Below are 13,738 nucleotides of genomic sequence, written 5' to 3'. Positions count from 1 at the left end.
ATTGGTATAGGAGGGAAAAATATGTCTAAAAAAAGTAAATCAAAACGTTTTACTGCACAAGGGGCAGATGTAGTAAAAAAACATGATGAACGCTTTCCTTACCACGAACGCTTAATAGACACAGACGCAACAAAAAACAACTTGTAGGAGGAAACTATTGTGGCAAATCATTTATTTCAGCAAGCAAAAGACGCGATGCAACGTGTAACATCAGGAACAAATTATACAGAAGAAGACAAGCAAGCTGCTTCTAAAGCTGTTCAAGCTGCCTATGCACAGGCTACCCCTGAAGAACAAAGAGAATTACAACAGTTAGAAGTTCATTTAAGTGATGAACAAGCATTAGATTAAGACTCCTTTTTACAAAACAAGTTAAATAAACTAGGTCGGTTACTTAGCGTTTATGCTAGATAACCACCTAGTTTTTCTTTTATACATAATTCAATTCATCGACTAAACAGACGATGTACTAATCGTTTTATTCGCGCTTCTAGTTGCTCTAAACTGAATGGTTTTGTAATGTAATCATCTGCACCTAATTCTAAGGCCTTAACCATATCACTATTCTTTTGTCTTCCTGATAACATCATTATACCAATTTCAGATTCATTTACTGTTTGTCTTAAATATTTCAAAATATCTAACCCGTCAAGATTAGGTAAAATGCCATCCAATAAGACGATTTTCTTCTCTCTGCCCTTATACCAATTAGATTCTAGAAATATCTCCCCATCGTGAAATGAAGCTATCTCCATTCTATATGGTTCAATTTGAAGTTTCGCTAACTTATCTTGTAGTAAACGTCGAATAAAACGATCATCATCTACAATAGCAATTTTCAAAGTCACCTCTCCACCTTCAGCAAGTGGGTCTTTCTCCAAATCATATCGATAAACTTCTACTCGTTTTCTTCCTTGATCCTTACCATAATATAAAGCTTTATCACTTTTCTCAATTAAACGATCAATAGTTGCAATGCCTTCTCCCATCTCAGAAATACCAGCTGTAAAACTGAGGAAAATTTCGCCGTCTTTCGTATGGTGCCCCGTTTTGATAAACTTCTCTAGTAACGCATTGGTATACTTGAGCGCTTCTATTTGATTTATCTCTGGCATAATTAAAATAAATTCTTCTCCACCATAACGAATAAAGAAATCTGACGGACGTTTTTCTTTTAACATATAAGATGAGAAATTTTTCAAGACAACGTCCCCTACCGCATGTCCATACCTGTCATTTACTTGTTTAAAAAAGTCTAAATCAATTAAAACTAAACTAAAAATCTGCTCACGTTCCTTGTATCTTTTTATTAAGTTTTTCCAAACATTAGATAAAAACGTTCTATTATATGCTTGTGTTAATTCATCAAATAGAACACTTTTCTTAAAATAAGCTTGCTGTCTCATTCGATTGGCAACTAGACTATCTAACACATCGTATTCAATCGCATTATCTATATAATCTGTTGCACCAGCATCATATACTTTAATCTTTAAGGAAGGTTCATTTGAATTACCAATTACGAAAATTGGAATGAATGACTCAATTGCTCTTTCACTTAATTTAGACAAAGCATATAAGACAACAGTCTCTTCCATTGATGTATGGATAAGTATTAAATCTGGATGGTAATCATAAAATAATTCAATGGCTCGTTTGACTTTGGTTGCAATTAACACTTCATAATTTAGCTTCTCTAATTCTTCTTTAATTTGATACACTGAACCTACTTCATTATCTAATAATAATGCTGTAATACGTTTTGGTGATTTATTTAACTTACTACTTCTTTCAACCGTCTGCTCGTCAAATAGCAATACGAGTGGTTGAATAAAGTTACTCCACTCTTCCTCTGTCCAATCAGCTTTTCTCTCCTTATTCATTTCTTCTAACAAGGATGTTGCTATTTCTTCCAAGTGGTGTAGTTCTATATGCATTGCCGTATCTTTTATGTCATTTAATAACTGTTGAATCTCATCATTCTTTATCACTTCACGTTTTTTCCATTTTTCTAGTATATGTATGTAGCGTTTCATAAAGATGATTTGATATTCCTTCATTATCTTTTCACTCCAAACAGGATCAATGCTATATTCGTTATTTATTATACCCTTTAACCAGTCTTTTTTTCATCTCTATCTATCGTAAAGTATCTGTCTATGGGAAGCAATATCTTTTTCTTCTTTTTTAATTGCTAAAAATTTGCTAAAATGATATGGAAGTAGTCGATTTAGGAGGAAAAAGTATGAGCGTTATAGTAGAAGCAACACCAAATCCAAACGCAATGAAGTTTTCAACTGATTCATTAATTTTTGAAGGAAATAGCAGTATCTCTGTTATGCCTGGTCAAACAAGTGATTATCAAGTAATGAATGAGCTAATGGCACTTGAAGGTGTAGACAACGTATTCGGTTATCAACATTTCATCACAGTTAATAAAAAAATTGATGTTGAATGGGATGGTCTTCTTTCACAAGTAGAAAGTTTATTAAATAAATACGGTTATTAAAAAATGGCTGTGTTAAACAACTTGTTTAACACAGCCATTCTTTTATTCACCTTTTCGGAAGAAACCAAAAATTCCAGTTGTTTGAACAACATTAGTGAATGCATGTGGATCGACCTCATGAATAATTCTTTCTAAGTCATACAATTCATATCTGGTAATAACTAGGACTAACATCGACTTATCTTCTTTTGAATAAGCACCACGAGCTGGTAAAATGGTAATACCCCGTACCATCGTATCATGTATTGCTTGTTGTAGTTCATCTGTTTTCTTGGTGACAATCATAGCTGTAACTTTTTCATGTCGTGTATGTAAGGTATCTATTACACGTGTTGTAACATAAAGTGCTAACAGTGTGTATAGTGCGTTTTCAGGTTCATTTAAATAACCTGCTAACACGATAATAACACCATTTATAATCATTAGATAACTTCCAATTGGACGGTCCTTCATCCGTGACAGCACCATTGCTACTATATCAGAACCGCCTGTTGAAGCACCCCATTTCAATGAAATCCCAATACCTACACCACCGATTACACCGCCAAATACAGCATTTAACATAATATCACTTGAGAAACTTATAACTGGAATAATTTCAAGAAATAACGTTGTACATGCAACGGAAATAAAACTATATACAGTAAAATAACGACCAACTTTAAACCAACCTAATATAGCAACTGGAATATTTAATAGCAAAAGTAATATACCTGTACTAATAAAATCTATTCCAAAGTAATCAGAAAAAACGGTTGATAATAACTGTGCCATCCCGGTAAATCCACTTGCATAAACGTCAGCGCCAATTAGAAAGAAATTCAAGGCTAAAGCGTTTAGCAATGCACCTATGATAACAACAAAAATACGTTTTGCTTCAAATATGAACATAAATACTTACAACTCCTTACTTAAAACTTTTGATTATAGCTTTTACTTTTTGTTCTCTTTACATACCCTAGATATCAAGTGGATAATCTTATATAGAGAGAACAGACTATATTTACTTTGACGAATACCCTACGTAACTATAAACTAGAAGTAGTTACGTTGCAATGGATGTCTATATTGTTTACGACATCTTATTAATTAAATGGAGGTGAGTAGCATGTCAGTTCAAATTATTGCAGACTCTGCTAGTGACTTATCAAAAGAGGATTTTGAATACTTTCAAGTAGACAGTGTCTCGTTAACAGTCCAACTAGATGACCAAAACTATGAGGATGGTAAAACTATTTCCGCAAAAACAATATATGATGCGATGCGTAATGGAAAGGCACCTAAGACTTCTCAAGTTTCACCACAGGCTTTTACTACACTATTTGAAAAGTATGCAAAAGAGAATAAGCCTTGTTTGTATCTATCTTTTTCATCAGCACTTTCGGGTACATACCAATCCGCGAAAATAGCTGAGGAAGAAGTAAAAAACACATATCCAAATTGGGAAATCACCATAATTGACACCAAGTGTGCATCACTCGGATATGGTTTAGTCGTTATGCGTGCTGCAGAACTAGCTAAAGAAGGTAAAGCATTAGCAGAAATAGCTGAAGTCAGTCAGTATCATGCAGACCATATGGAACACATCTTTACTGTCGATGACCTTGAATATTTATATCGAGGTGGGCGTGTAAGCAAATCTGCCGCTTTTGTTGGAACACTTTTAAAAATTAAACCTATCCTACACGTGGAAGATGGACAATTAATCCCTCTGGAAAAAATTCGTGGTTCTAAAAAGGTTTGGAAAAGAATGCTCGATATTATGGAAGAACGTGGCCAAGACTTAACAAATCAACGCATAGCCATTACCCATGGTGATGTATACGATACAGCAAAAGAACTTGCTGATATGATACAAGAAAGATTCCATACGAAAGATATCCATATTAATATGGTCGGATCGACAATTGGTGCACATTCCGGACCAGGGACTATTGCATTATTCTTCTTAAATGACACGTACAAATAAAAGGACATTATATCTTATTATATGAATAACACCGCTATTTCAGCTAATCTGGAATAGCTTTTTTATCAAACTTTTTTCCTATTTTACAACTTTCTTACATATGAATTCAATTTCCGGGTAAACATACGATAACTCGCTATAGAAGGAGAATGAATATGTCAAATAAACAACAAAATGCACAACCAAAGCAACATCAAACGAAGCAACCTGGAATAGAATCTGAAATGTATCCACGTCCAATTTTTGATAACGGTACGTATAAGGCTAGTGGAAAGCTCCAAGACAAACTTGCTGTTATCACAGGAGGTGATAGTGGGATTGGTCGAGCAGTAAGTATCCACTATGCCAAAGAGGGTGCTGATGTGGTAATTATTTATTTAGACGAACATGACGATGCCGAGGAAACAAAGCGTGCTGTTGAAAAAGAAGGACAAACTTGTCTACTGATTAATGGGGATCTAGGTGACTCGACCTTCTGTCAATCCGCAATTGACCAAGTCATCAAGCAATTCAGTAAAATAGATATTCTTGTAAATAATGCTGCTGTTCAGTACCCGCAGGAAGATTTCTTGAATATTAGTAACGAACAATTAGAAAAAACATTTAAAACAAATATTTTTTCTTTTTTCTATCTATCAAAGGCAGTTATTCCTCATATGAAAGCAGGTAGTTCTATCATTAACAGCTCATCTATCACTGCATATAAAGGGGCTGCAGATTTGATCGATTATTCAAGTACAAAGGGTGCAATAACATCATTCACCCGATCATTATCGCAATCTTTACTTCCTAAAGAAATTCGTGTCAATGCCGTAGCACCTGGACCTATTTGGACACCGCTTATCCCATCAAGTTTTGATGCTGAAAAAGTTGGTAAATTCGGTGCTAACAACCCAATGGGCAGACCTGGACAACCTTATGAACTTGCACCTTCTTATGTATATTTAGCTAGCAAAGATTCAAGTTATGTAACTGGACAAATGATTCACGTTAATGGTGGCGTTATCGTAAATGGCTGATTAGAAGCAGGATTCCTTTGGAGTCCTGCTTTTTCTTTTAAAAAGGCTGTCGTTTGGAAATTTTTGTTTATGACTAAATTAACATATACTCTAACGTAACGTGTTTGATCTCACTGCGTCAGCAAAGGGTTTCGCTTTCCGTGGACACAACCTCAGCTATCTATCGAAGCAAAGTTCGCTTCAATAGAGGATCTTCGGTTTGTGCTGTTCCCACAGGAGTCTCAACCCTTTGCTTCCTTCGTTGAAAAGAGCAATATTTAGAATTAGTAAAAAGTTGCTGGTGATTTCAACTCAGTTCGAAAAAGGATAACCTGTCATACAGTTATAGACCAATACTAGCATATCAAATGAAATTGACGAGACTCCATTAGGAACAGCACATGTTTCCGATGGGATGAATAATCGCAATCCCACGGGCTGAAAATCCATTCTGTAAAGCGGTTTTCTTTACCGAATTAGCTGAAGCCGTGCCTACGGAAAGAGAGTCACTTTCATTTGAGGAGCGAGTTAAAACTTTATGCATCTTACGACAGAGTTCCTCTCAAATTCGAATAGTGAAAGCAACGTTGTTTGCAAAAACCTTAAAAAAAGATTGCCTTTTCCTTCATGGAGAAGTAAAGTTATTATCGTGTGGTTTTATGAAAACGTTAACTTTTTATTTTTTTTACGGAAAAGGAGTGATTTTTTGAATAAATCGAATACACCTCAAAAAATGACCTTATACGCTTTAACCTGGCCAATTTTCATTGAAATTCTACTTCATATGTTGATGGGAAACGCTGATACCTTAATGCTCAGTCAATACTCAGATAATGCTGTTGCAGCAGTCGGCGTCTCAAATCAAATATTATCTGTTGTGATTGTTATGTTTGGTTTTGTTGCGGCTGGTGCTGCAATACTGATTGCACAGAATCTTGGTGCTGATAATGCACTTGTCGCTGGCAAAATTGCAGTCACATCAATTAGCCTTAATTTAATTTTTTCCTTATTATTAAGTCTTGGCTTATTTATATTTAGCCGCTCGTTACTTAACCTTATGGACTTACCTAATGAGTTAATGGCCGATGCAGATGCCTATATGAATATTGTTGGTGGTTTAATCTTTGTGCAAGCTTTGATTATGACCGTTGCTGCAATCTTGCGTAGTTACGGATTTACTAAGGATACTATGTACGTAACAATCGGTATGAATATCATTAATATTATTGGAAATTATTTTGTGATTTTTGGACCGTTTGATTTCCCAGTTCTTGGCGTGGAAGGAGTTGCCTATTCCACGATCATTAGTAGATTTTTAGGATTTCTACTACTACTTGTTATTTTAGTGAAACGAAATAAAGGAACCTTACCGTTTCAATCCTTTTATAAATATGAAAAAGCAAACGTGAGACACTTATTAAACATTGGTATTCCTTCAGCTGGAGAGCAATTATCTTATAATGGTAGCCAAATGGTAATCACTTATTTCATCGCACAGCTCGGTACAGCAGCAATTACAACGAAAGTATATGTCCAAAATATTATGATGTTTATTCTCTTGTTTTCGATTGCAATCGGGCAAGGAACTCAAATATTAATTGGTCATATGATTGGTGCGGGTGACATTGATTCTGCATACAAACGTGGAATTAGAAGTCTCCAAATTGCGATTGTAGTAAGTACTTTTGCAGCCGTTGTTGTCTATTTTTCTAGTGATTTTTTACTCGGTATTTTCACTAATAATGACTCTATTATTGAATCAGGTGCATTGCTCCTACTCATAACAATCATTCTAGAGCCAGGACGTGCTTTTAATTTAGTTGTGATTAATTCCTTGCGTGCAGCTGGTGATGTTAAATTCCCTGTATTTGTTGGCGTTTTATCTATGTGGGGAGTCAGTGTTACTTTCGCATGGTTTTTCGGAATATTTTTAGAGCTTGGACTAGTCGGTGTTTGGATTGGCTTTATTGCTGACGAATGGCTTCGCGGAATTTTAATGCTTGGTCGGTGGCGTTCAAAAGTTTGGATCCGCAAATCATTTGTTTATACTAAAGAAGCAGAGGAGTAATCCTCTGCTTCTTTTACTTTTCTATTTCAATATCATATTTCCGTAACCAGTAATCTACTTGCCCTAAATAAGCTAGTAATTGAGGCCCTCGCATAAGTTGACCAAACCATGGTGTATCAATTTCTTTTCCTTCACTAGCGACAAGTTTTTTAATTGATTCTTTATCAAATAAATCAAATAATCGCGCATTTGGATCAGCAATAATTTGATTCATCCATCCTACAACCGCAGCTGTATAAGCAGGGTGATGTGTCTTCGGATATGGACTTTTCTTTCGATATAAAATTTCATCTGGAAGTAACCCTTCTAAAGCTTTTCTTAGAATGCCCTTTTCTCTACCTTGATATGTCTTCATTTCCCACGGAATATTCCATACATATTCAACTAAACGGTGATCACTAAACGGGACGCGCGCTTCGAAACTTGCCCCCATGCTCATACGATCTTTTCGATCTAATAATGTTGGCATAAACCAATGCATATTCAAATAGAACATTTGTCTTCTCTTCTTATCGATTTCACTTTCACCATCATAAACAGGTGTTTCGTCAACTGTTTCTTGGTAACGAGCGAGCATATATTCATGTAGGTCTAGTTTATCTTGCCATTCTTTTGTTAGTAAACCGGTTCGAACATCTGCTGATCGAATCCAAGGGAAGCCTTCACGATCTAAATCTTCTTCCCTGTAAAACCAGGGATACCCACCAAATATCTCATCCGCACATTCTCCGGAAAGCGCAACTGTTATCTCTTCTTTTGTTTTTCCACAGAACCAATACAGTGAACTATCAACATCCGCCATTCCAGGAAGATCACGGTATTCAACTGCATTTTTTAATAAGTCGGCTAGCGTTTCATTATCGAGTACATACGTATGCTGTTCTGTTTTGCATGCATCAACCATTTTCCCTATAAAATCTGCATCACTGTTTGGCTGGAAGGTGCTTTTCTTAAAATAACGTGCATTATCTTCATAATCGATTGAAAAAGTTGGGAGAGTTTGCTGCTTTTCTTTTTTTAGATAATTTGCTGCAATTGCTGTAATTGCACTTGAATCAACACCACCAGATAAAAAAGTCCCAATTGGAACATCAGAAACGAGTTGGCGTTCTACTGCATCTGTAAGTAAGAAACGTATTTGCTTTGCCGTTTCCTCAAGACTATCTTTATGGGCTTTGCTTTTAACGTTCCAATACCTTTTTGTACGAAAACCGTTACGGTCGACTATACCAACATGTGCAGCTTTTAATTCATTAATACCCTTAAAGACGCCATTACCAGGTGTTCTAGATGGTCCAAGAGCTAACAGTTCACTCACTCCATCTTGATCTAGAACGGCTTTTACGTCTTCATGTGCTAGTAGTCCTTTGATTTCCGAAGCAAAAAGAAATGAACCATTTTTTTCGGTATAAAATAATGGTTTAACACCTAAACGATCACGAGCGAGAAAAAGTTTTTCATTCTTAGAATCCCAAATAGCAAATGCAAAGATCCCATTAAATTTCTCTACACACTCTTCCTTCCACTCGATATAGCTTTTCAACAATACCTCTGTATCAGAATGTGAATCAAAGTGCCACCCGCGTGTTTGTAATTCAGTTCGGATATCCTCGGTATTATAGAGTTCTCCGTTATAAACAAGCACATAATCATTATCTTCTTTTAGACAATGCATTGGTTGCTTTCCACCAGCAGGATCAACAACAACCAAACGCTTATGTCCAAACGCTACATGTGTATCGATCCACTCTTTTTGTTCATCTGGCCCTCTATGTTGCAAGGCATTTGCCATATTTTTTATTGTTTGCTCGGACTTAGTTAAATCCTTTTGATAATCAATCCATCCTGTTATACCGCACATAATTTGATCACCACATCCTCTCGCATATTGAAAAATAAATCTTATGTCTATTTATATGATGGGCGGCGGGGAATGTGCCAACTATTAAAGGCTCATAATTATCTAAATAAGGAATATATGAGCCGTTAGATAATTATATGCGTCCTTCAGCGAAATATATGATCCCTTCCGCAAATTATATGCACCTTTCAGAAAAATTAATAGAAACAAAATAAAAAGAGTTCCACTCATATAATACGAGTAAAACTCTCTCTTCTTCCAATCTTATAAGGGTAAAAATCCCCATGGTAATCGGCCAAACCCTAATGCAAGCACAATTACTAATGAGACAGCTAATTGGACCATGAATCCTTTCGTCGGTTTCCCTTTTGCATATCGAACTAACAGGATTTCCAAGCAAGCGATTACCCATAGTCCTGCAGCAGCTTTGATAATCAACTCCGCCATATAACTATTCCAAGTACCTGAGACAATATAATTATAGAATAAGTCGCCTCCAGAATATAAGATTAATAGATAGGTAAGTCTTGTAATCATATGCATTATTTTCGCTGGTTTTTGTTTTTTGTTTTTTGTTTTTGTAGAATGAAAAGGTAACTGCAAATAAAATAAGTGCTAGAACCCATGCTGTGATGTGTAAATGAATCATTTCTTTTTTCCTCCTATACTATAGATTTATCGTTTGTTCGGTAACTTCTCCATGTACATGAAACGACGCCATACCCACTCAATTGGACCAAAACGATAGCGTTTCACATAGATACTGCTGAGCAAGATCTGAACAAGGTAAACTGCGCATACGATACCGATACTTCCAAGTGGTTTTATATTACCATATAACCCAAATCCAGTCGAATAAAACAAGAAAAAGCATACAATTGATTGGAAGATATAATTCGATAATGACATTCGACCTACATACGTAAATGGCTTAAATACTTTTTGCCAGAATGTTCGTTGATACGCTAATGTAATTGTCGTCAAGTAAAAGATCGCTGATGCTGACCCACCAATACTATCTTGAATCATGGATAACCATGCTGGATTCCCCCATATATATAATCCTGCTTTTATGCCAACAAACAATACCAAGGAAACGAACCAGACTTTATGCAAAAATGATTGGTGTGCTTCAACATTATGCAACCATTTCTTTCGAGCTGTTACCATTCCTAGTAAAAATAACGGTAACAGATTACATGCTAAGATAAAGTAAGTGAAAACACCATTGCTGTAAGACCAATCTTGCAAATTCTGTGCCCATATATCTAGTAAACTTCCTGATCCATAGCGATTAACTGCTTCTTCGATCGCAGTGAGGTTATAGCCACCCAATTGGTCACGAAAAGGATACAAAGCCCACGTGTATAACAACGTCGGAATGGTTAATAAGCTAATTGCCCAGGCAATCAATGTCCGATTCGATCTTTTAAAGAATAAAAACAGAAACATACCAATAATGCCATATGTAAGCAGAATATCCCCATGCCAGATTAAAAACGCATGAATCAAACCGAAACCAATTAGTATGACTAAACGTCGAAAAATCAGTTTGTTAACAGGCTGCTCTCTTCGTTTGATATTTTCAACTATTACTTGAATTCCAAATCCAAATAAAAAGGAAAATAACGTATAAAAACTAGCCTGAAAAAAAATATCAATAAATACTTGAATGCTTTGATCGATACCAGATGTCCAAAAGGTATCCTCCCCACCATACAAAAAATAAGGAGCATTAAAAGCAGGTACATTGACCATAAATATTCCAAGAATAGCAAATCCTCTTGCTGCATCAATCCAGGTTAATCGCTTTTTTTCTGTTAAAGGTGATACCTGTTGATTCATAAAATCGCCTCTCCCTAATCATCTAAACTGTCATACATTCTATTGTATAGGAAAATGACACAGAATTGAATCAGTTTCATAAACTGCTAAAAAAGGAGGAGTTAAAATGCCTGCTATAGTCGGCGCTGTGAAAGTAATAACGATTGGTACATCAAGTATTTTTCATATAGGTGATGTTTACATGATGCAACCCAATTCTAGTGCAAAAACTTTTGCAGGTGGTGGTTCCTTTAACACTGGAGACGGTATTACCATTCAGTTAGATCAAACGAATACAACAATAAATGACCAAGACAAATTCGATCAAGTGATATCGAGTTTATAAAGATTGAGGTGTGAGAAGTGGATTTAACCGTTCATCAATCAATAGCTATTCATATGTTGAAGATCGGCAGTATTTCAAACTCTTCTGTTCTTCAAATTGGAAGCGCTGGATCAATCCAAGCCTCATCCCAGCTCTATAACACAGGTGAATACCAAGATCTCGCTGAACCCGCTGAATTACAGCCTGGTGTAGATACACCACTAGTACCACTTATTCCCCCATCGTAAGCACAATTGGGCTACTGACACATATATTAGTAGAAGATAACTATACACTTGACTTGTAGCGAGGAGGGGTAAGGTGTGAACGATCCCGCATGGTATGAATACATTCAGCAACTGCATCAACATATAATAGAACAAGATAAAAAAATTCAAACACTTACAGAAAGACTTGATCAAATGGAATATCAACAACCCACAAACCAACAAACTACAATTGAAAAGTTAGAATATCATTTCGATCAATTAAAAATTGAACGGATGGACGGCACATTGCATATTGGTTTAGCACCAGAAGACTTCACTAAAATGGATAATTTTTCACTTCCACTTCGCAGTCAAAAACAAAATCATCAACAGTTAATCCATGAATTAGATAATTATCTAACACGTGAAGGAGATACGATGTTGCAACAACTCGTTCATGAATATCAGTACCAACTAGATGAGTCTAACAGACAGTTGCTTTTAGAAGATATTCGAAAACAACTACCAGGACGTGTAACTTACTATGAACAGGAAGGAATAAAGCAACAAATTAAAAATAATCAACAATTAGAGACTTACATTCAGCAACAAATTCAAGCTGAAATTCCACATTCCTTACGTCTCTATTTTGAGAAAAAAACAAATAAAGGAGATTAGTTCTTATGAATTTTGAAGTGCATAATTGGAAATTACACGTTGGTAATGTAGATATCACAGCAATATCTTCTTCATCCGTTTTCTTAGTTGGAGACAATGATTCGATGCAACTCCAATCGTATTACGATACACCACCAGACTCCTATATTGTTGGCTCATTGTTGCCACTTAGTCGAATGGATGTTGGAGAAAATAATGTTACACACGAGTAATGTCAAGCTAGTACGTGTCAATTCTATTGGTTATTCTTCTATTCTAGAAATTGGTGATGCAAAACGTTCCAAACAGACAAGTAAAGCGATCGCTATTCAGAGGGAAAGTGACATACAATCAGATGAAGGAATCGCGTTTTCGGATTTCCCTATATTTGAAAGACCGTCCCCTTCATTTACACCTGGAACACCAGTAATAAGAAGAACAACCAATCACAAAGCAATGATTACAGTGAATTCTGTTGACGTTACAGGGCTAAGTGCTTCTTCCGTTATGCAAGTAGGAAATCTAAAATCAATCCAATCTGAGGCAAGGATAAAGCATATTCGGATTCTACAAGGAACAAACAAATAATATATGCATACGATATGATAAATACACGAAAAAGTAGGTGTGTCAAAATGCCGTCGATTGTTGGACCGATTAAAATTAACGAAGTTGGTGGTGTAATTAATTTCGGTGATAGTTTTTATTTAGCACCAAAGAGCGCCTCCAAAACAGCTGCTGGTTCTGGGGCTTTTAACACTGGAGACTTTATCAATACAAACACTGGCTTTAACGCAACAAATGCAATTGATCCAGATGTCGTAGATCAAGTAGTTAGTGGTAACGCATAAAATAAGTGGGGAACCCCACTTTTACATAACAATTAATTATTAAACAAAACGATAAACCCAACTAGATCATCGCCGAATAACCATCAACTAAGACGTAACAATCTGGTCTTACTCGCTACGTCAGCAAATAGTTTCGCTTTCCGTGGGCACAACCTCAGCTATCTATAGAAGCAAAGAACGCTTCTATAGAGGATCTTCGGTTCGTGCTATTCCCACAGGAGTCTCAACCATTTGCTTCCTTCGCTGATTAGTGGATTTATTTTTAAGTGTAAGACAGAATCATGTCGAAATATTTTCAAGAAACTAATGATTAATGTGTTTATTTGTAGTTCATAAAATGTTTAAAGACAAAACCAGTGGATCAAGTGAAATGGGCGACACTCCTGCAGGAACAGCAAATGTTTTCGATGGGATGAGTAATCGCAATCCCACGGGCTGAAGATCCACTCGGAAAGCGGTCTTTGCTT

The 13,738-nt window shown here is 36.0% G+C and carries 17 protein-coding genes; 12 read left to right on the top strand and 5 right to left on the bottom strand.

All coding sequences use genetic code 11. The features are described 5' to 3' along the window. The first annotated feature begins 21 nt into the window (after positions 1-21). Complete coding sequence (locus DM447_RS04750) at positions 22-147, top strand: competence protein (protein ID WP_112180129.1); 126 nt, start codon at positions 22-24, stop codon at positions 145-147. 12 nt (positions 148-159) lie between these two features. Next, positions 160-351: a DUF3813 domain-containing protein gene (locus tag DM447_RS04745; protein WP_112180128.1), complete on the top strand. Its 192-nt coding sequence runs from the start codon at positions 160-162 to the stop codon at positions 349-351. 95 nt (positions 352-446) lie between these two features. Here DM447_RS04745 and DM447_RS04740 read toward each other — a convergent pair whose 3' ends face one another. Continuing rightward, complete coding sequence (locus DM447_RS04740; RefSeq protein WP_112180127.1) at positions 447-2,060, bottom strand: GGDEF domain-containing response regulator; 1,614 nt, start codon at positions 2,058-2,060, stop codon at positions 447-449. A gap of 185 nt (positions 2,061-2,245) precedes the next feature. Between DM447_RS04740 and DM447_RS04735 the strand changes: the two genes are divergently transcribed. Next, the gene (locus DM447_RS04735) at positions 2,246-2,509 is read left to right on the top strand and encodes a NifU N-terminal domain-containing protein (protein ID WP_112180126.1); all 264 of its coding nucleotides are present in this window, start codon (positions 2,246-2,248) and stop codon (positions 2,507-2,509) included. 42 nt (positions 2,510-2,551) lie between these two features. Here DM447_RS04735 and DM447_RS04730 read toward each other — a convergent pair whose 3' ends face one another. Then, the gene (locus DM447_RS04730; protein WP_112180125.1) at positions 2,552-3,400 is read right to left on the bottom strand and encodes a YitT family protein; all 849 of its coding nucleotides are present in this window, start codon (positions 3,398-3,400) and stop codon (positions 2,552-2,554) included. Positions 3,401-3,617: 217 nt separating this feature from the next. Between DM447_RS04730 and DM447_RS04725 the strand changes: the two genes are divergently transcribed. The 3 genes from DM447_RS04725 (at position 3,618) to DM447_RS04715 (ending at position 7,544) form a co-directional block, all read left to right on the top strand. After that, positions 3,618-4,478, top strand: coding sequence for a DegV family protein (locus tag DM447_RS04725; RefSeq protein WP_112180124.1), 861 nt, complete (start codon positions 3,618-3,620; stop codon positions 4,476-4,478). 155 nt (positions 4,479-4,633) lie between these two features. Then, positions 4,634-5,497, top strand: coding sequence for an SDR family oxidoreductase (locus DM447_RS04720; protein ID WP_112180123.1), 864 nt, complete (start codon positions 4,634-4,636; stop codon positions 5,495-5,497). Positions 5,498-6,209: 712 nt separating this feature from the next. Then, the gene (locus DM447_RS04715; RefSeq protein ID WP_112182660.1) at positions 6,210-7,544 is read left to right on the top strand and encodes an MATE family efflux transporter; all 1,335 of its coding nucleotides are present in this window, start codon (positions 6,210-6,212) and stop codon (positions 7,542-7,544) included. 13 nt (positions 7,545-7,557) lie between these two features. On the opposite strand, the gene asnB is transcribed toward DM447_RS04715, so the two are convergent. The 3 genes from asnB to DM447_RS04700 form a co-directional block, all read right to left on the bottom strand. Continuing rightward, a complete protein-coding gene (gene asnB, locus DM447_RS04710; RefSeq protein ID WP_112180122.1) occupies positions 7,558-9,405 on the bottom strand; it encodes an asparagine synthase (glutamine-hydrolyzing) in 1,848 nt (615 codons plus the stop codon). A gap of 264 nt (positions 9,406-9,669) precedes the next feature. Next, positions 9,670-9,948, bottom strand: coding sequence for a DUF1516 family protein (locus DM447_RS04705; protein ID WP_241964559.1), 279 nt, complete (start codon positions 9,946-9,948; stop codon positions 9,670-9,672). 132 nt (positions 9,949-10,080) lie between these two features. Continuing rightward, positions 10,081-11,250, bottom strand: a complete 1,170-nt coding sequence (locus DM447_RS04700) for a DUF418 domain-containing protein (protein ID WP_112180121.1) — start codon at positions 11,248-11,250, stop codon at positions 10,081-10,083. 106 nt (positions 11,251-11,356) lie between these two features. On the opposite strand from DM447_RS04700, the gene DM447_RS04695 reads away from it, so the two are divergent. The 6 genes from DM447_RS04695 (at position 11,357) to DM447_RS04670 (ending at position 13,271) form a co-directional block, all read left to right on the top strand. Continuing rightward, positions 11,357-11,575, top strand: coding sequence for a spore germination protein (locus tag DM447_RS04695; protein WP_112180120.1), 219 nt, complete (start codon positions 11,357-11,359; stop codon positions 11,573-11,575). Between the two features lie 17 nt (positions 11,576-11,592). Then, a complete protein-coding gene (locus DM447_RS04690; protein WP_112180119.1) occupies positions 11,593-11,802 on the top strand; it encodes a spore germination protein GerPB in 210 nt (69 codons plus the stop codon). Positions 11,803-11,877: 75 nt separating this feature from the next. Next, complete coding sequence (gerPC, locus tag DM447_RS04685) at positions 11,878-12,441, top strand: spore germination protein GerPC (RefSeq protein WP_112180118.1); 564 nt, start codon at positions 11,878-11,880, stop codon at positions 12,439-12,441. 5 nt (positions 12,442-12,446) lie between these two features. Beyond that, positions 12,447-12,653 carry a spore gernimation protein GerPD gene (locus tag DM447_RS04680; protein WP_112180117.1) on the top strand — a complete coding sequence of 69 codons (207 nt, stop codon included), beginning with the start codon at positions 12,447-12,449 and terminating at the stop codon, positions 12,651-12,653. Next, positions 12,637-13,008 (top strand): spore germination protein GerPE, encoded by a 372-nt coding sequence (locus DM447_RS04675; protein ID WP_162632562.1) that lies wholly within the window; start codon positions 12,637-12,639, stop codon positions 13,006-13,008. Before DM447_RS04680 ends, DM447_RS04675 begins: the two co-directional genes overlap by 17 nt. Before the next feature lie 47 nt (positions 13,009-13,055). Then, positions 13,056-13,271 carry a spore germination protein gene (locus tag DM447_RS04670; RefSeq protein ID WP_112180115.1) on the top strand — a complete coding sequence of 72 codons (216 nt, stop codon included), beginning with the start codon at positions 13,056-13,058 and terminating at the stop codon, positions 13,269-13,271. Positions 13,272-13,738 lie beyond the last annotated feature (467 nt).

The sequence above is a fragment of the Paraliobacillus zengyii genome, from assembly GCF_003268595.1.
GTDB classification, from domain to species: Bacteria; Bacillota; Bacilli; order Bacillales; family Amphibacillaceae; genus Paraliobacillus_A; species Paraliobacillus_A zengyii.
Note: the sequence above shows the minus strand (reverse complement) of the source record. Positions and strands in the feature narration are given on the sequence as shown.